Origin of the sequence: Burkholderia sp. SCN-KJ, from assembly GCF_024656005.1 — a bacterium.
In the GTDB taxonomy this organism is placed as follows: domain Bacteria; phylum Pseudomonadota; class Gammaproteobacteria; order Burkholderiales; family Burkholderiaceae; genus Burkholderia.
The window spans coordinates 19348-39790 of sequence record NZ_JANKOG010000018.1; the positions used below are offsets into that span (position 1 = coordinate 19348).

Consider the following 20443-nt stretch of genomic DNA (forward strand, 5'->3'; position numbering starts at 1 on the left):
CGCTTGATTCCGGGACGGTCGTCGCCAGGCGGCCGTCGCGCGGCCAACAGGATGGACATCGACACGCAGCGAGCCCGACGCCGCTGCGCATATCTCATCGCGTACGTTAAGAGGCTATTCATGAGCAAGATCAGCAACGACATCGGCAACACCAACATCCAGGCCGACCTCCAGCAACTGGAATCGGACCTGAAGCGCGGCGGCAAACTCGGCAACAACGACGTCGAAAAGCTGCTCGAAATGATTCTCGCGATCATCGAACAGAAGCTAGGCGGCGGTTCGCAGGGCGGCGGCGCATCCGGCAACAACGGCGGCGCCTCGACGCAAGCGCCGGGTTCCACGCAAGGCCCGGACTCCACCCAGGCGCCGTCGACCGACAACACCACCGCCCCATCCGGCAGCTCGAACGATCTGCAAAGTCAGATCGCGTCCCTGCTCCAACAGATTCTGCATACGCTGCAACAATCGTCGCAAAGCGGCCAGGGTCTCGACAAGCAGACGGGCCAACTCATCGACGATCTGCTCAAGCTGCTCCAGCAGATGGAGGGTGCGCAAGGCGGCAACCAGGCCGGCGGCGACAGCAAGGGCGGCGCAAACGGCGGCGCTCAGGCGTCGCAGATCCAGGCGCTGCTGTCCGACATCATCCAGCTTTTGCAGCAGCTTCATGGCTCGCAGACCGACGGTTCGAACGATACGGGCAACGATCCGAGCAACAACCCCGGCAGCACGGACGGCGCGAACAGCACCAACGGATCCAATAACGCGAACGGTTCGACCGACCCGAATACGCTCACGAGCGACTTGCTGAAACTGCTTTCGCAATTGCTGTCCATGCTCAACAAGCCGTCGAGCGAGCACAAGACGAAGGCCTGAAGCACGCCATCAACATCGCCGCACGCTCAGCCTCGCGGCCGTCGGAATCGCGCGGCTCGGGGCGGATCGTGCGCACTGAGGAGCAAGTAATGAGTATATTTTCGAAGATAAAGCATGCGTTCCAGAGTGTCGGTCACGACCTCGAGAAAGCCGCTAAAGCCGTCGTGCACGGCGTCGAGCACGTGGCCCATACGCTGGAAAAGGACCTGAAGAAGGTGCTGCAGGACGCACTGGCCATGACAGAGGCGCTGATGCAGGGCAATATGAAGCTGGCCATGCAGGACCTGCTGAAGACGGCCGATGATGTCGGCAAGACTGCGACGGACGCGGCCACCGCGAGCGCGGACGCCACGCTCGCAGGCTTGCAGAACATGCATCTCGGCAAGGGTTTCGATAAGGTGCTGAACAAGGTCGACAAGGGCGTCCAGACCGTCGAGAACGACGTCAACAAGGGCGTCGATGCGGCCGCCCAGGACCTCGTGTCGTCGGCCGAAGGCGTGGTCTCGGGCTCGGTCAACGCAATCAAGGATCTCGCGCATGGCAACTTCAAGGGAATGGTGAACGACCTGGCGACGGTCGGGGAGGACGCGCTCGAAGTCGCCGCCGATCTCACGCCGGAAGGGCTCACCGCGACCGTGGCGGCATCGACGCTCGCGGCCGCGCATATCGGCAGCGAGGCGCTGGACAACACGATCGCCGCCGCAATGCATGGTGGCATCGGCAAGGTCGTCAAGTCGGTCACGGAGATGGAGGCCGGCCAGGGCGCGCAGAAGTTGGCCGGCAAGGTGCTTGGCGGCGCAGGGGCAGGGGGCGGTGCCGACACCGTGATGGCAGCGGGCGGCGACGGGCTGATGCTGGCATCGCTTGCCCCCGCCGGCACGGGACGCCGTGGCGGCCACCGTGGCGCCGAAGGGCCGCATGAAACGCGTTCGATGGAAACCGCAACGACGAAGAACGCGGGCCCCGAAGGACACGGGCACGGCGACGGAAAGACCGATGGGGATAGCAGCAAGGCGAACGGCTCGAAAGAGAAGGAGGCCAAGTCGAAAGACAAGAAAGACGAGAACGACAAGGACGGGAAGACCCAGCAGGCGGGGCCGCCTCCCGGCGTGCTCGATACGCTGCTTCTCAGCTATCTCGCCGACAATCGCCGGCGCGTTGCCTGAGGCTGTGGCGCAAACAGCCCATCGCCGTCTCGTCGCTTTTTGCCTTTGGCTTTGCTTGCGCCTTCTGCTTTCGTTTGATTCATGAACATACGGCCCGCACATCGTGCGGGCCGCATTTCGTCGCGCAGGCAGTGGAAGATGGCCGCAGGCACTGGGCCCCGCATGGTTTCAGGGTTTGTCGTCGATGGCCGAGGTCGTCGGTTGCCGTGGCTGGAGCTGCGGCATCGGCAAGGTGGAGATCTGCGCGACACGAGTCATCGCGGGCACGCGCGGAAAGTTCATTGCATCGGGCGGCAGCGCCGCGGGGCCCATGCCATCGCCCACGCCTATGTTTGGGACAGTCCTTGTCCCATTCATGCCGCCGCTGGTGCCACCATTCTCGCCACCACTCGCCCTGCCACCCGCGGCCGCCGACAGCACACGCGGCGTGAGCAGGAACAGGCGCTGAAACCGCTGCCCCTGATGCTTGCGATACTTGAACAGCTCGCCGATGAGCGGAATCTTCGACAACACAGGCACGGCGATCTGCGTATGGTCGTCCTGATCCACCGAATAACCCGCAATCAGCAGACTGTCGCCCTCATTGATCAGCGCCTGCGTGTCAATCGTGCTGTTGCTGACCACGGGCAACTGCCCGACCTGCTGGTCGGTCAACTTGCCGTCCTCGATATGCACGTCCATGCGAATCTGCTCACCGTTGCCCGAGTTCACGATGGACGGCAGCACCCGCAGCGACACGCCCGCCGACACGCTGTAAAGATCCGCCGACTGGTAACCCGCCACCTGCACGTAGAACGTCTGCTTGTTGTCCATCAGTGCTTCAACGTTATCCAGCGTCTCGACCTTCGGGCTCGCCGTGATACGTGCCTGATCGGTCTGCTGCATCGCGCTGATACGGGTCAGCAGATAGCGCCCCGCTCCGCCGACCACCGCCGTCAGCACGCCGCCCGCCGGTGTAGCGAGCACGCCCGCGCTGGCGACGTCGAATGGATTACTGAAACCCTGCGGATTGAGCGAGCCCGGGTTGCTTGTCTGAGACTGCTGGCCGTTGCCTGTCTGGATATCGACGTGACCTGAGTGCAGCCGCCAGTCGACGCCGAGTTCCTGCAATGCGTTATCGGTGATCTCGATGATGCTGGCGTCGATCTCGAGGATGCCTGGACGCGTGTCCAGCGATTCGATCAGAGAGCCGAACGCGGCCATGTTCTCCGCGCGGTCCCGCACGAGAATCGAATTGCTGCGCGAATCTGCTTCGATCGTCGGCGCCGCCTGCGCCGCATGCTGTCTCGCGCGTCCCGCTGCGGGCGCAGCACCGCCGTCACGGGCCTGATTCGAGTCCATGCTTGCGTCCACCATGCCGCCTGACGGCGGCGGCGCCATGCCGTCGTCGCGAGCGCCGTATGACGAGCCGGCGCCGAGGCCCGGCAGCGTCGGCAACGGCGGCGGATGTCCGCCCGCCGATCGGGTCGCGCCCGTCGTCATGCCGTCGTCCTGCATCTCGCGCACGCTCGGCACGCGGTAGGCGTCGCGCCGTGCCGGCGGCGCATCGCCCGATGCATCGCCGCCGGCGGCCGGTACGCCCTGACCATACAGGGTGCGCAACAGCGACGCGACACCGCGCACGTTGACGCTGCGGCCATTGATCGCAATGCTACGGTCGGTCGCCCATGCGTAGCGCAGCGGAAAACGTTGCACAACGACCTTCGCACCAGGAATCGATTCGTGATCGATCAGATGCGCGACATCCGTCACGAGGTCGACGAAGCGCGGTGGACCGGAGACGACCGCCGTGCGCGATACGCTGTCGTAGCGCACCGGGAAACGCGGGTCCTCGATCTGCAGGCGGCCGAGTGCGCGCCGCAGATCCTCGGTGCTCGCATGGGTCAGGCCGAGCGTCGCGCTGCGGGCTTCGTTCGCCCCATAAATGCGCAGCACCGAGCCGTCGAAATACCACAGCACGCCGAACGATCCCGCCATCTGGTCGAGAAAGCGCTGCGGCGCAGCGTCGAAGCGCCCCGTCACCGTGCCCTCGACATGCGGCGAGATCCACGTCATTACATGCTGGCTCGCACCGAAATCGCGCAGCACGTCCTTGAGATCCTTATGATCCGCGACGTATTCGAAGCGAGTGCCCTGCCATGTGACAGTTTCGGCATGGGCCGGCAATGCGGCGGCTGCCATGAGGGCTGCGCACAGCATGCGCACCCGGAAAGCCGCGCCACGGCGGCCGAAAACGATTGCATTCATGGCAAGCCCTTAGCGTTGGATCGTCTCGGACGGCGACTCATTGAACTCGCGGCGATAGCCCTTGGCCAGCGCGGAGCGGCTCTTCAGGCCCCAGCGGCTCGCGGTATCGAAAATCGAGCCCTGCACGCGATCGTCGTTCAGCAGGTCGTTACGGATGCTTTCGAGCCGCAGCTTGCGAATCAGCGCATGCGGCGACATGCCGATCGAACGCTTGAACGCGAGTTGCAGCGCGCGCTCCGTCACGTCGATCTGCGAGGCGATTTCGCGCGTATTCAGATCGGCGCGTTCGAGATTCTCGACAATGTACCGATACGCGCGGCGATATTTCACCGTGAGACGTGACGAAATATCGTCGGCCGGCAGCGCGCGACTCGCGGCGGATTGCGTCGCCCCGAGGCCATGCGTCTCGCAGCGCAGGCAACGCAGCGCCTCGGACGCGTAGTTCGCATAGAGCCTGAGTGCCTCGGCCGGATTGCCCCGCCGCACCGCGAGCTTCGATACGCAGTACAGGTAGTCGAAATTGCAGCGGCGCGTGCCCGTATCGGCTTCCGCGCGGCTGACTTTTTCGAGCACCGTGTCGGCAACGTCGTCGAGTCCGCCTGCCAGGCTCGCCAGCACGATATCGATTTTAGCGAGAAACGCCTGGCCCGCACCGCGAAAGTGTTTTGGATGGCTTATCAGCTCGACGAGCGGTGCCACGGCAATGCGTTCGCCGCGCGCGAGCATCGCAAGGCGCTCCAGATACTCGTGCCGCTGCGCAAGAAGCGCAGGCATCGGCGACATCAACACCTTCGTTTCGGTGAGCTTGCGCGTCAGATCGGCGCGATCGCCCGCACTCTGCGCGCGCGCCAGATGCGCAGAACTCCAGAACGCGTGGTCACTCAGCGTGGTCGCCGTACGGATGCCCAACTGCACGTCAAACTCGCGGGCGAGCAGCGCGATTACGAGACGCCAGCCTGGTTCTTCCTGCGTGTCGGCGAGTTCCGCAGCGCGAAGTAGCGCGTCGTCGGCATCGCGCTGACGTCCCACCTGATGATGCACGAGCGCCGCGGCGATCAGTGCTTCGAGGACATCGGCCGGCGACGCGGCGTCGTCATCGACGATGCGCGCAAAACATTTTGCGGTCGCGCCGTAGCGGTCGCGCATCATCAGTTGCCAGCCCGCATTGCGGCACGACAGCACGCGCAGGCGATTGTCGTCACCTACGTTCATCTTCTGAGCACGGCGGTACATTTCTTCCGCATCCTGCTCGTAGCCGAGCAGAAGCGATGCGTCGGCGACCGCAACCAGCCGCGCGTCGTCCGCTTCCACCAGTTTGTGCGCCGGCCGCTCGAGCACATCGTCGACCAGGCAGTAAGCGCGTTCGGATGCGCCGTCGAGCATCGACGTCGCATACGCGGGCAGACGGCGCTTCTGTGCAAGACCTGAAAGCAAAGCAAAATAGATCGTCGAGAACATGATGGTTCCACCTCAGGATGTGTCCGATGCGGCGAACCCTACGATTCGCCCTGCGAGACCTGTGGTCCCGGCGGATTGCCGGGCACGGAAACCATGGTAGAGACATCACGCTCACGAAAACTCAACAATCGGCACGACACTTCACAACAATATTCAGCGTCTTCAGTGTACTGGATTGGACAGCATTCCTTTCGCCAATACAGCAGACAGATCGCCGAGCCGCACGTCGGTGACGACCTGTGAAGCGAATACCGCGACGAGTGCGATCAGCATCAGCACGCCGATCACGCCGCGCAGCGGCTGGCTGAGCGAAGTCGGTTCGAGCCGGTCCGCGGCGCGCGCGACGATGCCGAGACCGAGATCGACCAGCACCAGCACCAGCATCACGGGCGTGCCGAGTTTCGCGAGCGCGGTCCAGATCGAGTCGCTGCGCTGGATCAGAAATGTCAGCGCGGTGTCGGCAAGCGACGGATAAAGCACATATGTCGGCCACCATTTGAACGACTGGAACAGCGCGCCGAGAACGAACAGCATGCCCCCGCCGACATAGAACAGCGTCACGACGAGTTGCAGCAGCAGCGTCGACACCGGCGTGCTCTGGTCGCCTCGTAGCGGGTTGGTCATCTGCACGTTGTTGAACCCCGCGAGGTCGTCGATCAGCGTGCCGAGCGACTGCGCAATCCAGAACACCGTCGCCGCGCTATAACCGAATGCCAGACCGAGAAACGCCTCCTTGCAGGCGAGCACCAGCAGCATCGCGCTGCTGATCGACTCGAACGCCTGTGGGGCCTGCCCCGCGGCGACGAACAGGGTCAGCACGTAGACGACGCCGTTGCGTGCGGTGCCAGGCAACACGGTGTCGCTCGTCGCGGGCAGCAGGAGGAACGTCACCATGATGCGAATGCCCGTGAGCACCATCATGACGATGAAGTCGTGATACGCCTCGAACCAGCCGAGCAATGCCTCGGCCCACGTGTGAAAGTCATGCGTCATGGCGATCTCTCATGGCTACCGCGCATGGCGGCGGGCCAGCAGGTTTTCGGCGGCTTCCTCGTCGGCAGCGAGTTCGGCGGCCACGGCCGCGGCGCGCAGCAGCGTGTCGAGCTTGCGACGGCATTCATCGAACGAACCTTGGGCTTTGGACAGTGCAGCCGCCTGTTCGACCACCTGCGCCTGCTGACGCTCGAGCGCGGTACGCTTCTTGCGCTCGGCCGCGCGCGCCTCGTCGAGCGCTTCCTTCAGCGGCCCGCGCCACGCGTCGTGAAGCAGATAGTGGGACGTGGGCAGACGCATTGCGCCATCGAGCAGGGATACGATGCGGGCCTCGTGCTCCACCTGATTGTTCTGTGCTGCAGTGCGCGCCTGCACGGCTTCGTCGAGCAACGTCTGACGCTCCGCGAGCGCTTGCCGCTCACGCGCGAGATCGGCCTCGATGCGCTCGCATCGCCGTGCCTTCGCCGCGACGATGGTGCGCCACTTGCGGATCGCGGACGCCGTCATGAGTCGCCGAACTGGGCGAATTCGGCAACGAACGCATGCGTCGCGTCGCCGTCGGCCCATTCGTCAGTACGTTGTCCGAGGAACGCATCGATCGTCTCGTGCTGCGCCACGGCGTCGTCGGCAAGCGGGTCCGCGCCCGGCTGATATTCGCCCATCTGCAGCAGCAGCTCGACATCGACGTACTTCGCGATCAGCTTGCGCATGCGCGCTGCGCCGTCGCAATGCCCGGGGCTCGCGACCAGCGTCATCACGCGACTCAGGCTGTGCAACACGTCGATCGCGGGATAACGGTTACGCGCCGCGATCGCACGCGACAGCACGAGGTGTCCGTCGAGAATCCCGCGTACTTCCTCGCTGATCGGATCGTTGCCCTCTTCGTCTTCGGCGAGCACGGTGTAGAACGCGGTGATGGAACCTTGCTTGCCCATCCCGGCACGTTCGAGCAGGCGCGGCAGCTCAGCGAAAATCGAGGGCGGAAAGCCGCGCCGCGTGGGCGGCTCGCCGGCGGACAGACCGATCTCGCGCTGCGCGCGCGCGAAACGCGTCAACGAGTCCATCATCAGCAGCACGCGCAGCCCGCAATCGCGGAAGTACTCGGCAATCGCGGTGCCGACGTAAGCCGCCTTCGCGCGTTCAATCGACGATCGGTCGGAAGTCGCGCACACCACCACGCTGCGCGCCATGCCGTCTTCGCCGAGTATCAACTCGATGAACTCGCGCACCTCGCGGCCGCGCTCGCCGATGAGCACGATCACGTTGACGTCGCACTGCGCACCACGCGCAAGCATGCCGAGTAACGTGCTCTTGCCGACGCCCGCGGGCGCGAAGATGCCAACGCGCTGACCTTCACCCACCGTCATGAGGCCGTCGATCACGCGAACGCCAGTGTGCAGCGGCGTATCGACCATGCGCCGCGTCAGCGGATCCGGCGCCGCGGACATCACCGGACGCGGCGCATCGCAATGGATGGGACCCGCACCGTCGATCGGCTCACCGAGTCCGTCGAGCACGCGTCCGAGCAGCGCGTCGCCGACCGGCACCGACAGCGGACGTCCAAGCCCCGTCACGCGGGTGGTGCGCGACAGGCCCGCCACGCTGCCGAACGGCGCGAGCAGCGCGAACTGGCGTGTGAAACCCACCACTTCCGCGCGTTGCAGCAGCATACCTCGCGCGTCGCGCAGTTCGCACTGCTCGCCCAGCGTCGCGTCAAGTCCGCCAACCTTCAGCAGGGTGCCGACAGCCTCTACGACTTTGCCCTGCCGCGTGGCACCGTCGGCGACCAGAAGCTCCTCGCTCAGCGCATCGATGAAAGCGGTGACCTCGGTCATCGCGGGGCTCCGGCGGGGCGGGACGGGCCGACGTGCAGTTCGGTTTGCCAGTCGGGTTCGGCGTCCGGCCGCATGCCGTCCCGGGCGTCGCACGGGAAGTCGGCAAGCGCATCGCCGCTCGCGTCGGGCATCGTGCGTTCGGCAAACAGCGGCGCATCCGCAACGACTCGACTGCTCTCTACTTCCGTGCGCGCGACGCGCCGGATCGCGGCGGCAAGCGCGCGCAGTTGCGAAGGCAAGCCGGCCTCGATCAGACCATGGTCCCACTCGCACACACAGCTGCCGGGTTCCACCGCGCCATCACTCACCACGTCCGGATTGACCGGCCAGCGGTGTTCCTCGGACGCGCGTCGAAATGCGCGTGTCGCGTCCTCGACATCGCATGCGGCGACGCGCACCGTCAGAAACGACGTATCTTCAAGGCTGCGCGAGATACTCGCGGCAATCTGAGCGAACAGCGCGTCGCGGTCCGCTTCGCCGAGCACTCGCGTGATCGTGCCCATCACGACATCGGCGATGCGCTCGCGCAATGCCATCAGGAGATCGCGCTCGGTGGCCGCGCCGCGCAGCATCGCCTCATGTGCTTCGCACAACGCGCGGCGCCGGCCCGCTTCGTAGCCGAGCCGCGCAGCGTTATCGTATTTCGTCTGCGCCGCTTGCAGCATGCGCTCGCCCTCTTCGACCGCCTCCTGCCGGATCGCGTCGGCATCGCGTTGCGCGCTCGCGAGCAGTTCATCCGCGCGGCGCTCGAAATGAGCGGATGCCCGATCGAGTTCGATCAGCTGCGCGAGTTCCGGCGCGCGCAGCACATCGCGATCGATGCCAATGCCGCCTTGCGGCCCTCTCAGCCAAATAACCATGTCAACTCCGGGAACAGCGCGCCACACGCGAGAAGAAAGTCCGCGGACCCGTGAGGATCGATCGATGCGTTTGCGAACGCACCTTCGTCACCGGCGGCGTGATCCAACGCGACGCTGATCAATGTCCGCGCGGGCGCAAGCGTAAACGCGCCGTCGCGCTCAAAGAGCGCATGACCGGCGCGCGCGAGTGCATCGACGGCGAGATCGGCGGGAAGCACGGTACAAGCCGAAGGGATATTCAGGCCCAGTTGCATGAGCACGGTCAACGCGTGTTCACCCAATGCATCGCGCAACACGCGGCGTCTCGCGCCCGAAACGATCCGGCGCAATAGCCCACGCGACGGCCAGATCGCCCGCCCGGCGAGCACCCGGCGCGACCACGCGCCGTCGAGCAACGCAAGCCGGTTCGCACGCGCGGCGAACGCACTGACGGGCACGGCCGGTCCAAGCCATATATCCCGCGCGACATACCACGCGCGGCTCGCACCGTCCGTGAACGGTACGTTCAGGCGACTACACTGCTCTTGGCCGGAACGCGACGCCGCTTCCGCGATGCGCGCTTCGTAAGCAGTGAGCCATTGAAGCAGGCGCGATGCGTCCGGTATCTCGGCATCCAAAAACGCAAGTTCTTCCGCTTCCGCCCGGGCCGGCGTGTGCTCATTGGCCCTGAACGCATCGGCTCCCGCTCGCGCCACGCTCACGTCGGGGCTCCGTCTGCCCGCCGGCGAAAGCGCATGCCCACGCTCATCAATCCCGAACCGAACCGGCGCGCGAGCCACGCAAGCATCGCGGCGAGCAGGCCCACTGCAACGATTGCGCCCGCCCACAACCACTCCGGCGGCACGCGCGGCGCAACGGCAGCTGGCGCCTCGGGCGCGGCCGTGCCCGGCACCATCGTCACGCTGACGTTGTCGTAAGTGAGGCCCTCGACCGCATGCACGACGAGGTTCTTCAGATTCGGCGTGAGCGTCGAGACGTCCGTGCCCGGCAGATACTTGATGAACACCGCGGCCGATGACGGCTTGACCGTCGCAGCGAGCGGATCGTTGTTCGGCAGCACGATCTGTACGTTCGCATATGCCACTCCATCGATTCGCGACAGCACTTCGGACAGTTGCTGCGAAACGCCGTAGATGAAGCGCACACGTTCCTCGGTCGGCGTGGAGATCAGCCCGTCCTTCTTGAACATGTCGCCCAGATTCTGGAAGCGCTGATGCGGCAACCCATGCGCGCGCAGCACGTCCATCGCGCGGGCGAACTGCTCGCTCTGCACCGCCACGCTCCAGGTCTTGCCACCGTCGTCCGTTTGCTTGCTCGCATCCACGCGCGCGTCGAGCAGCACCGCCAGCATGTCGTTCGCGTCGCTCTCGGACAGTTGCGCAAAGAGCTGCTTGCTGCAACCGGTCATCAACACCGCGACGAAACACAGCAGCACGGCCCTGCGTGCCAGCTTGAGGTAGGAAGCCATCTTGGTCCGTCCTGTCGTTCTGATTCGGCTACTGGTTCTTCATCAATGTCTGCACGGAGCCCTTGGTGCCCTGCGCGACCGCCTCGCCGACATAGAGCTTGCCGACCATCTCTGACACCTGCATCTGCACCTTGATGGACTGCGCCACGGCCTCCTGCGGCGTCATCAACGGGGCCTCGCCGGCAAAACGGTCGACGTCGCCACGCAGGCTCGCGACTGCGTGGTCCTCCTCGGTAACGACTTCCGTCAGTGCCGAAGGACCATGCGAGCGCGAAGCGCTCGGCGGCGCGAGGCGTGCAGCATCGAGCTTGCTGCGAAACAGATCGACGAGTGCCGAGCCGGGCTCGGACAACGTGTTTGCGCCCGCTGCGCCGCCTGCCGCGGGCCGGCTCACGGCTTCCTCGCGCGTGACGGCGGACGTGGCCTCAAGCGGCGGCAACGGTGGAATCATGGGGTTCATCGCGATTCTCCGAGCCTATGCGCGCAGATGGCGGCGCTGCATCAACTGCTGCAACGCGCCGCGATCGATTTGCACCTCGGCCGCCGGCGCGGCTTTGTGCTTGCCCATTAGCGTCATCACAAGTTCGACGGAATCCGGGTCTTCATTTTTGTCCGCCACTTCGTTGGCATAGATGCGCCACGCCGGGTCGTCGAGTCCGCACAGCGATACCGCCAGCAGTGCCGCCACGTAAGGGCCGAAGGAGCCGCGCAGAGGGCGCTGCTCGAGCGTGCGCAAAAGGCGCACGGCTTCCGCGAAGTCGCGCCTGCGAATCATCAGCCATGCGTCGTACGCGTGCAGTTCGACGAACTCGGGACGCAAGACGTGCAGCGCGGCCAGCAGCCGCTCGGACTGTGCGATATGGCCGTGCTTCGCACCAAACATCAGCGCCTCGATCAATGCCGACACTAGCCGGTTACTGCATTTCGTCAGGGACATGGAGCACTCCTCTTGAGATCAAACGCCTGTGCCTGCGTGTCTGCCGACGTGGCAAACGGCTGCGCGGTGGCCGACGCTGGGGTGAACCGTAACGCCCACGTTCCGCGTCGGCCGCCCGTTGCGGCGAAACGTGAGCGCACTGAACGAAAGGCGGGGTTCGGCAGCGCCTGGCTTCGGTACGGGCTGCGTGCGGGCCCGCCCGGGCTCGCTCGAATTCGTGGCCGGCTTCGGTGCCGGACCCAACGATTCGCCGCGCACGTGAGTCGCAGCGACGCATGCCGCCGACAATCGACCGCAATTCCCCTCCCCGACGACTTCGCGATGGCCGACGAAAAAACTGAAGAGCCAACCGACAAGAAGCTGCGCGATGCGCGCCGCGACGGCGAGACCGTGAAGAGCACGGACCTGCCGTTCGCCGCAATCCTGCTTGTGGCATCAGTCGGCTTTACCGTTGCCGGGCCTCACATGGCCGAACAGTTGCACGTACTGATGCACCGCAGCCTCGACGTCGCCCGAATGGAGTCGCCCGGGGTGCAGTTGCGCGACCTGCTCGTCGAGGCCGGCACGTGCGCATTGATGCTGGTACTCCCTGTCGCGCTCGCCGCGTCGATCACGGGCATCGCCGCGCTTGCGGCGCAGGTAGGCCTGCAGATCTCGACCAAGCCGCTCGAGCCGAAGTTCGATGCGATCAACCCCGCGTCGGGTCTCAAGCGCATCTTCTCGCTGCGCTCGCTGATCGACCTCGCGAAGACCGTGATCAAGGCGGTCGTGATTTCCGCGGTTCTGTGGAAGGCGATCGTCCTCCTTACACCGTTGATGATCGGCGTCGTATACGAGCCGCTCGACAGCATCGACGGCATCGCGTGGGGCACGCTGTGCAAGCTGTTCGGCATTGCGGGCACGCTCTATCTGGTGATCGGCGCCGCCGACTACGGTGTGCAGCGGTGGCTCTTCATTCGCGATCACCGGATGAGCAAGGACGAAGTGAAGCGCGAGAACAAGAATTCGGAAGGCGATCCACATATCAAAAGCGAGCGCCGCAAGCTCTCGCGCGAATTCGCGTCGTCGGCACCGCAACAGCCCGTGAAGCACGCCAATGTGGTCATCGTGAATCCGACCCACTACGCGGTCGCGCTGCGCTACGTCCCCGCCGAATGCGGACTGCCGCGTGTGATCGCGAAGGGCGTCGATGCGGAGGCGCGCGTGATCCGCGAAGAGGCGGCACGGCGCGGCATTCCGGTCATCGGCAATCCCCCGCTCGCGCGGGCGCTCTATCGCGTCACGCTGGACGACTCCATTCCCGAACCGCTGTTCGATGCGGTCGCCGCAGTGCTCGCGTGGGTCGAAAACATCGGCGGACGGCGCAGCGACGCCGAGGCCACTACCTGACATTCACGGAGAAGCTCATGTTCAAGACAGTCCGCCTCAACGAGTTCGGCGGCGAAGTCGCGATCGCATCGCTGATCGTCGCGGTAATCTCGCTGATGATCCTGCCGCTGCCGCCGTTTCTGATCGATGCGCTGCTCGGCCTGAACATCACGATCAGCGTACTGCTGCTGATGGTCACGATGTACATACCGAACGCGAGCTCTCTGTATTCATTTCCGTCGCTGCTGCTTTTCACGACCCTGTTCCGTCTGTCGTTGAACATTGCGTCCACCAAGTCGATCCTGCTGCATGCGGAGGCGGGCCACATCATCGAGAGCTTCGGCGAACTGGTGGTAGGCGGCAACCTCGTGGTCGGGCTCGTGGTGTTCCTGATCATCGCGACCGTGCAGTTCATCGTGATCGCGAAAGGATCGGAACGGGTCGCCGAAGTCGGCGCGCGCTTCACACTCGACGCGATGCCCGGCAAGCAGATGAGTATCGACGCCGACGTACGCGCCGGCAACATCACGGCCGAAGACGCGCAGCGCCGCCGCGGCATGCTGGCAATCGAAAGCCAGCTGCATGGCGGCATGGACGGCGCGATGAAGTTCGTCAAGGGCGACGCCATCGCAGGTCTGGTGATCACGCTCGTGAACATTCTCGCAGGCATCGTGATCGGCGTGAGCTATCACGGGATGACCGCAGGCGAAGCAGCGAACCGCTTTTCTGTACTGTCGATCGGCGACGCGATGGTCTCGCAGATTCCGTCACTGCTGATCTCGGTCGCAGCGGGCATCCTCATCACGCGCGTCGCCGACGAACACAGCAAACCCAGTTCGCTCGGCACCGAGATCGTGCGTCAGCTCTCGACCAGTTCGCGCGCGCTCTATGGCGCCGCCGTGCTGCTGGGTGGCTTCGCACTCGTGCCGGGCTTTCCGTCGGCGCTTTTCGTGCTGCTGGCCGCTGCGCTGTTCGGCGGCGGCCATGTGCTGCGTAAGCAGACGAAAAGCAAGGAGCCGAATGCCGGCCCGGAACTGTCGTCGCTGCGCACCGACGGCTACAAAGGGCACCCACCGACCATCGCCGCGCATCCGCCCGCCTTCGCCGCCCCGCTCTCGGTATGTCTCGCGCCGCAGCTCGCGGCGCAATTCGACACGGCCACCTTGAATCGCGCATTCGACACGACGCGCAGGGCGCTCGTCAACGATCTCGGGTTGCCGTTTCCGCGCACCGCCGTGTGGACCAGCGCCGCCGTGCCGAACCCTTCGTATCAGATCCTGTTGCACGACGTGCCGCAACCACCGGTCGAACTACCGGCCGCGAAAGCCGGCCGTGAACAGGCGCTTGCCGATGCGGTCGGCGACATCGTCCGCCAGCACGCACATCTCTTTCTCGGCCTGCAGGAAACGCAATGGATACTGGAACGCGTCGGCGTCGAGTATCCCGGGCTCGTCGCCGAAGTACAGAAGGTCGTGCCCGTGCTGCGTATCGCCGAAGTGCTCAAGCGGCTGCTCGAGGAACACGTGCCGATCCGCAACCTGCGCGCAATCTTCGAGAGCCTCGTGAACTGGGGCGCGAAAGAGAAAGATCTGCTGCTGCTTACCGAATACGTGCGAGGCGATCTCGGCCGCTACATCGCGCACCGGGCGACGGGCGGCACCAGGCGGTTGGCCGCGATCGTACTCGACGTCGAGGTTGAACAGACCATCCGCCAGTCGATCAAGCAGACGCCGGCAGGCAACTTCCTGACGCTGGAACCGCAGCAGGTCGAGCAGTTGCTCGAAGCCGTCGAAGAGCTGGTGGGCCCGCAGCCACCAGATGGTCTCGCGGTCGTCACCTCGATGGACATCCGCCGCTACTTCCGGCGCATGATCGAGCAACGGTTAAAGGGGTTGGAGGTGTATTCGTTCCAGGAACTGGGCGAAGACGTCGATCTGCAGCCAGTCGGCCGCGTCGCGTTCTGACGGCGCCCTGCCGGAGATTTGACGGAATAGCACGCGATGACACGCATTCGATCCACCCGCGAGATACGCATCACGCCGCCTGTGCCACCACGCACCGACACCGCACCGCATACGGCGGACAGGTGCGTCAGGTCGTCTGTCTCCAGCGAAACCGATCCCGACGTTCAACGTTTCGGCTTACTTTACGACGCCGCACGTCAACGAAGCAGCAACGGCGAAGAAGACCAGACGTCGGGTCATGGTTCGCCGGATGACAACGCGCGTGACGACGGTTTCCATCAAGACGCTCACGCCGACACATCGTCGCTGGATGGTGCTGCGGCGCTGGATACGCCACCCTCGCCTCTCCCCGTGATGCCCCCGCTGCCGCCGTTGCATCCGCTTTCGGGTGCACTCATGGCGCTGCGCAAAGGTCGCCGCGCGTCGGTGGCGGATTCAGGCGGCACTGCAAACGCATCCGGCCGCCGGATGACGAGGGAACACCCACCCGATTCGCACGACGCAATCCCCGACGAACTATTTGGCATCCAGATGGTTCGCCGCTGCGCTCGGGCGGCCGAAGGCGATCTGCTCGCCCAGCATCTCGCGGAACAGGTAGCCGGATTTTGCACGAGCCCCGCAGTCAGGCGCACGGGACAGTGGGAGATCGCTGTCGAACTGGATCCCTCCATTCTTCCGCGCACGCAGCTGCATCTGAGCCTTTCGGGCTCGGCCCTAACGCTTCGTTTCGATAGCCGCGACCCCCGCGCCCGGCAGCTAATCTGTGACAACGGCAACGAGTTGAAAACCCGGCTCCAGGCCCGTCTCGACAGCCGGATCGCGGTGGAAGTCACTGTACTCTAAAGGAATCCGAATCATGTCATTGCCCCAAGGCTGCACCCGCGTCGCGGACAGGCTGCGCCACTACACGCCGGCGCTCGCCGGCGTGTCGCGCACGCTGTTTGATGCGCGCAGCCGGCTTGCCGGCCTTGCCTTCCGATTAGCGGCCGCACCTGCCGTGGGCGCCCAGACGCGCAGCGCTGCGGGTGCCGCTCATGCCGTGCGACTGCGAATCGGCAGCGCACAAGGCGAGCTATGCGTGAGCGTCGACGTGAGCCGTCATGCGGCGCTGCAAGCGATCGGGCTCGAACCGGATGCCGAGCGCCGCACCGCGCTTGCCAACCTGTGGCTCGCTGGGCCGCTCGGCATGCTGGCCGGACACGGCGTCGCACTGCCGTCCGTGCAGGACGTTTCATTTGACGCCGAACCGCGCGGCAGCGCGCACAGCGCCGGCGCACTACCTATCGGATACGAGCATGCGGGCGTCGCCCACACGGTCACACTGCTCGAAGCACCCGCCGCGCTCGCTGCTGCACTGGAGCGCCGACTGACGTCCAACACGTCCACGCGAACACCCGACATCGCGCTGCCCGATGCGCTCGCCGGCCTCGCCGTGCCGACCCGCGTCCGGCTGCGCAGCCGCCGCTGCGGCGCGGCGCTGCTGGCGTCGCTGCGCACCGGCGACGTGCTGCTCGGCTGGCCGCGTGCGCGCGATTATGCGCATGGTGCGCCACTCGAGCACGCGATCCTGCTATGGGGCGCGGCAACTGGCCGCGCCGCGTGTGCGCACGCGCGCATCGACGGACGCAACCTCATTCTTGACACGATTCCAGAGATGATGAGCCACGACCACGACCTTTCCCTCGACAGTTTGTCCGAACCCTCTTCCGAGTCTTCCGGCGACGCCTCGGCCACCGGCCATCCCGTCGATCTGAGCGATGTCGAGCTGCCGGTTCATATCGAGGTGGTGACCGTCAATCTCACGTTCGCACAGATCGCCGCATTGCAACCGGGTTACATCCTGACCTTGCCGCTTGCGCTTGCCGACGCGGAAATCCGCCTCGTCGCGCATGGGCAAACGCTCGCGCTCGGCGAACTCGTCGCGGTCGGGGACAACCTCGGCATCCAGATCCAGCACATTGCGAACTCCGATGAACGGCACACCTGAAATCGCGTCCCTGCTCGTCGCCGCGCTCGCGCTCGCTGTCCTGCCGTTCGCCGCGATGGTCGTCACGTCCTACACGAAGATCGTGGTCGTGCTCGGGCTGCTGCGCAACGCGCTCGGTCTGCAACAGGTGCCGCCCACCTCCGTCCTGAACGGCGTCGCGATCATGGTTTCGTGCTTCATCATGGCGCCCGTTGGCATGGAAGCGATGCACCGCGCCCAGCTTTCCGGCGAGGGCGGATCCGGCATGCAGGTGATGCCGCTCCTCGACGCCGCGCGCGAGCCGTTTCGTGTGTTCCTGAAGCGTCATGCGTCTGAGCGGGAAAAAGCCTTCTTTCTGCGCTCGGCCCGCGAGATTTGGCCGCCCGAGCGTGCCGCCGAACTCAAACCCGACGACCTTATCGTGCTTGCGCCCGCCTTCACGCTGAGCGAGCTGACTGCCGCGTTCAAGATGGGCTTCCTGCTGTACCTCGCCTTCATCGTGATGGACCTCGTGATCGCCAACGTGCTGATGGCGCTCGGACTATCGCAGGTCAATCCGACCAACGTCGCGATTCCGTTCAAGCTGCTGCTGTTCGTTTCATTGGACGGTTGGTCGACGCTGATCCACGGACTCATCTCTACTTACAGGTGACGCCTTGGAATACGACGCGATAACCCATCTCACCACGCAGGCGCTCACGCTGTGCCTGATGGTGTCGTTGCCGCCGGTCGTGGTGGCCGCGGTGACCGGCCTGTTGATTGCCTTTTTTCAGGCTGTTACGTCGCTGCAGGACTCCAGCATTTCGCAGAGCGTGAAGCTCGTCGTCGTCACGGTCGTCATCGTGATTGCCGCGCCCTGGGGCGCTGCCGCGATCCAGAACTTCGCTCGAACGGTTATGCAGGTGATGTTTCCATGAGCATCCCACGTATCGGCATCGGCTACACGCCGCCCGACCTCTTCACCGAAGCCGAGGCGGACGCGGCGCAACAGCAGGCCGTGCTGGCCACGCCGCAACCGCATCACCGCCATGCGCTCTCACGCGCAAAACGGCAATCGCTGAAGAAGCGGCGCAGCGCCGAGAGCCCTGACGCGAACGATCCTGCCTCCGAAAGCGAAGAGCTGCTGATGATGCTCGATCAGCATCTTCGAAGGGATCAAACAGGTGTGCTCAAAGTCGACGCGCGCGATTCGCGCGGCAGCCAGCACGGCTTCGATCACGACGATCATTGCGCCAGCCCGGAGACGGCAGGCAAGCGCTCGACTCACGACGACGATCTGAACCTGCCCGCGCGCGAGTTGCCGATGCATCTCGTGATGCGCGATTCACGCGATGAATCGGTGCTGTCGAAGCACTGGCGCACGACCGCGAATGATAGCGGCGACGACTCGACGTTCGCGTCTGGCGCACGCGCCGAAGCGGCGCTGCTCGGCATACGTGCGTCGCGGGCAGGGCCAGCCGGAGCGATGACAGCCAGGCCGGCAGCGACCACGAACGTGCCCCCACCGCGAACCGCATCGACGCATAGGGCTCCGGCGCATGCAAATGCGATGGATCCTGCACGTCAGGAAGCCATGCGTGGCAGTTCGACCTATCAGGTGCTCGCGATCGTCCGCGAGTTTATGCGGATGCCCGACGACTCACGAACGTCGCGGGCGACGCTCGCCCAGGTGCGCGAACGCCTCGTCGCCGCGGCCACGCAAAGCGGGCGCGATACGCAGACGACGGATGCCCGCAGCGCGGCGCGGCGACCGCTCTCGCCGGCGGAGGAGTCGATGAATCTGCTGTTGCCTATCGCGCTGCTCAACCTCGGTCGCAGCCGCACGCGTGCCGGCCGCGCGATGGGCATGTCCGCGCTTTCAGCCCTGATCCGCCGCGGCCGCGGATGGTGACGGCGGGCGCTATCCCGTCATTCTCACAGACAAGAGGTTTCGTTCATGTCCAAAGAAATTCGCGTACTCACCGGCTTCCATGCCGGTGCTCAGATAGAGTTGAGTACAACAACGATGTCGATCGGAGCACAGGCCGATGCTGATATCGTGATCAATGACTGGAGCGAAGGCACCATGCAGCTGTCAATAGATGCTAAGGATAACATAATGATAGGCATACCCGGAGATCTTTCGTCCGCAACCGTGATGGAGAACTTCGTGGCGCAGCGTTTCGGCGAGGTGGTGCTGTGCGCGGGTCCGCTCGACGCGCCCTGGCCGTCCGACCTGCAACTGATGGAACGGCTGCTGGCCCCGCATCACGAAGGCCGCAAGTACGACGGCGAGCAGAGCGATGGCGTGTTTCCCGCCGCCCCGCCGTCGCCGGTCGTGATGAAGCGTCGGCACCGCGCGCCGTGGGTCCATGCGAGCGTCGCCGCCCTGCTGGTCGGCTCGATGGGCGCGGCGGCCTTGGTCCTACCCGCCGGCAAGACCTCACAGGCAGCAGACCGGTCGCAAGCCAGAGCCACGCTCGCCGATGTTCAGCAGGCACTCGCGCAATTGCATCAGCCGGACCTTACGGTGGCGCCGCAGGCCGACGGCTTCGTCGTGACGGGCATCGCATCGAATACGGCGGACGCTCGCACCGCCCTTCAGGCACTGGCCGGCAAGCGCCTCAGCTGGAACGTGAAGCCCGGTGACGAGATTGCGGGTGCACTCGCGGAATCGCTGCACGAGCCGAACGTGCAGGTACGTTACGTCGGCGCGCGGCGCTTCGAGGTCAGCGGCACGGCGCGCCGGCCCGCCACGGTGCACGAAGTGGTCGAGCGCTTTCGCGCCGACATCGGTCCGCTTGTCGCGGGCATCGACGTGAACGTGACGCGCACCGACGATCTGGGCGTGGCAGGCGACATGGACTCGGCGTTATCGGCAGATGGCGTGAAATACGTGGAATCGAGCGACGGCACGAAAAACTTCGTCGCCGACATTCCTGGCAACACTACCATTCATTGAGGATGACGAACATGTACGAAGCGATGACCGACAAACTGATCGACGTGCTGGCTGACTTGCCGCAAGCAGCGACGCAGCGCCATCGCCACGGCGAAGTGCGCGAGGTAGCGGAGGCGCTGGACACAGTGGCCGGCACCGTGGCCTCGCAATCGACGGACACGGCAAGCGCCGAAGCACAGGCAGGACGTGTCGCTGCCGACGGATTTCGCGCTGCGGCTGAACTCTGCCGCATCGCAACGGAGTAGTACCACCTGCATCGCTGCTCATGCAGCCGGTGTGCAGCGATGCAGGCGAACCGTGCGCAACCCGAAAAGGGCCGCACGCTTTCCAGTGGCCCGCATGACGCGGAACACTTCCACGCAGCACC

The 20443-nt window shown here is 65.0% G+C and carries 21 protein-coding genes; 11 read left to right on the forward strand and 10 right to left on the reverse strand.

Going from position 1 to position 20443, the window contains the following annotated elements:
* Positions 1–51: 51 nt before the first annotated feature.
* Together NQV17_RS26135 and NQV17_RS26140 are read left to right on the forward strand one after the other, a co-directional pair.
* Positions 52–873, forward strand: a complete 822-nt coding sequence (locus tag NQV17_RS26135) for a hypothetical protein (protein WP_257774464.1) — start codon at positions 52–54, stop codon at positions 871–873.
* A gap of 89 nt (positions 874–962) precedes the next feature.
* Positions 963–2039: a hypothetical protein gene (locus tag NQV17_RS26140; protein ID WP_257774465.1), complete on the forward strand. Its 1077-nt coding sequence runs from the start codon at positions 963–965 to the stop codon at positions 2037–2039.
* A gap of 168 nt (positions 2040–2207) precedes the next feature.
* Here the strand turns inward: NQV17_RS26140 and sctC are convergent, their stop codons facing one another.
* From sctC to NQV17_RS26190, 10 genes are all read right to left on the reverse strand, one after another.
* A complete protein-coding gene (gene sctC, locus NQV17_RS26145; RefSeq protein ID WP_257774466.1) occupies positions 2208–4286 on the reverse strand; it encodes a type III secretion system outer membrane ring subunit SctC in 2079 nt (692 codons plus the stop codon).
* Positions 4287–4295: 9 nt separating this feature from the next.
* Entirely contained in the window at positions 4296–5744 is a 1449-nt protein-coding gene (locus NQV17_RS26150) for a helix-turn-helix transcriptional regulator (protein WP_257774467.1), read from the reverse strand.
* Between the two features lie 162 nt (positions 5745–5906).
* Positions 5907–6737 (reverse strand): type III secretion system export apparatus subunit SctT, encoded by an 831-nt coding sequence (gene sctT / locus NQV17_RS26155; RefSeq protein WP_257774468.1) that lies wholly within the window; start codon positions 6735–6737, stop codon positions 5907–5909.
* 15 nt (positions 6738–6752) lie between these two features.
* The gene (locus NQV17_RS26160; RefSeq protein ID WP_257774469.1) at positions 6753–7244 is read right to left on the reverse strand and encodes a hypothetical protein; all 492 of its coding nucleotides are present in this window, start codon (positions 7242–7244) and stop codon (positions 6753–6755) included.
* Entirely contained in the window at positions 7241–8572 is a 1332-nt protein-coding gene (sctN, locus tag NQV17_RS26165; RefSeq protein ID WP_257774470.1) for a type III secretion system ATPase SctN, read from the reverse strand. The genes NQV17_RS26160 and sctN overlap by 4 nt, the downstream gene beginning before the upstream one ends.
* Entirely contained in the window at positions 8569–9432 is an 864-nt protein-coding gene (gene sctL, locus NQV17_RS26170) for a type III secretion system stator protein SctL (protein WP_257774471.1), read from the reverse strand. The genes sctN and sctL overlap by 4 nt, the downstream gene beginning before the upstream one ends.
* On the reverse strand, positions 9417–10133 hold the full coding sequence (locus NQV17_RS26175) for a type III secretion protein HrpB4 (RefSeq protein WP_257774473.1): 717 nt from the start codon (positions 10131–10133) through the stop codon (positions 9417–9419). The genes sctL and NQV17_RS26175 overlap by 16 nt, the downstream gene beginning before the upstream one ends.
* Positions 10130–10900, reverse strand: a complete 771-nt coding sequence (gene sctJ / locus NQV17_RS26180; protein WP_257774474.1) for a type III secretion system inner membrane ring lipoprotein SctJ — start codon at positions 10898–10900, stop codon at positions 10130–10132. The genes NQV17_RS26175 and sctJ overlap by 4 nt, the downstream gene beginning before the upstream one ends.
* Before the next feature lie 28 nt (positions 10901–10928).
* On the reverse strand, positions 10929–11360 hold the full coding sequence (locus NQV17_RS26185; protein WP_257774475.1) for a hypothetical protein: 432 nt from the start codon (positions 11358–11360) through the stop codon (positions 10929–10931).
* Between the two features lie 15 nt (positions 11361–11375).
* Positions 11376–11837, reverse strand: a complete 462-nt coding sequence (locus NQV17_RS26190) for an HrpB1 family type III secretion system apparatus protein (RefSeq protein ID WP_257774476.1) — start codon at positions 11835–11837, stop codon at positions 11376–11378.
* Positions 11838–11873: 36 nt separating this feature from the next.
* Between NQV17_RS26190 and sctU the strand changes: the two genes are divergently transcribed.
* Genes sctU through NQV17_RS26235 form a run of 9 tightly spaced genes read left to right on the forward strand, consistent with a single transcriptional unit; the run spans position 11874 to position 20321 of the window.
* Positions 11874–13226, forward strand: coding sequence for a type III secretion system export apparatus subunit SctU (gene sctU, locus NQV17_RS26195; protein WP_257774478.1), 1353 nt, complete (start codon positions 11874–11876; stop codon positions 13224–13226).
* A 17-nt stretch (positions 13227–13243) separates the two neighbouring features.
* A complete protein-coding gene (locus NQV17_RS26200; protein WP_257774479.1) occupies positions 13244–15169 on the forward strand; it encodes an FHIPEP family type III secretion protein in 1926 nt (641 codons plus the stop codon).
* Between the two features lie 36 nt (positions 15170–15205).
* Positions 15206–16012: a type III secretion system protein SctP gene (gene sctP / locus NQV17_RS26205; protein ID WP_257774480.1), complete on the forward strand. Its 807-nt coding sequence runs from the start codon at positions 15206–15208 to the stop codon at positions 16010–16012.
* Positions 16013–16025: 13 nt separating this feature from the next.
* Entirely contained in the window at positions 16026–17156 is a 1131-nt protein-coding gene (gene sctQ / locus NQV17_RS26210; protein ID WP_257774481.1) for a type III secretion system cytoplasmic ring protein SctQ, read from the forward strand.
* A complete protein-coding gene (gene sctR / locus NQV17_RS26215) occupies positions 17140–17787 on the forward strand; it encodes a type III secretion system export apparatus subunit SctR (protein WP_257774579.1) in 648 nt (215 codons plus the stop codon). The genes sctQ and sctR overlap by 17 nt, the downstream gene beginning before the upstream one ends.
* Positions 17788–17791: 4 nt before the next feature.
* Positions 17792–18052: a type III secretion system export apparatus subunit SctS gene (gene sctS, locus NQV17_RS26220; RefSeq protein ID WP_257774482.1), complete on the forward strand. Its 261-nt coding sequence runs from the start codon at positions 17792–17794 to the stop codon at positions 18050–18052.
* Complete coding sequence (locus NQV17_RS26225) at positions 18049–19026, forward strand: hypothetical protein (RefSeq protein WP_257774483.1); 978 nt, start codon at positions 18049–18051, stop codon at positions 19024–19026. Before sctS ends, NQV17_RS26225 begins: the two co-directional genes overlap by 4 nt.
* A gap of 45 nt (positions 19027–19071) precedes the next feature.
* Positions 19072–20076 (forward strand): HrpD5 family protein, encoded by a 1005-nt coding sequence (hrpD5, locus tag NQV17_RS26230; RefSeq protein WP_257774484.1) that lies wholly within the window; start codon positions 19072–19074, stop codon positions 20074–20076.
* An 11-nt stretch (positions 20077–20087) separates the two neighbouring features.
* The gene (locus NQV17_RS26235; RefSeq protein WP_257774485.1) at positions 20088–20321 is read left to right on the forward strand and encodes a hypothetical protein; all 234 of its coding nucleotides are present in this window, start codon (positions 20088–20090) and stop codon (positions 20319–20321) included.
* Positions 20322–20443: the final 122 nt, after the last annotated feature.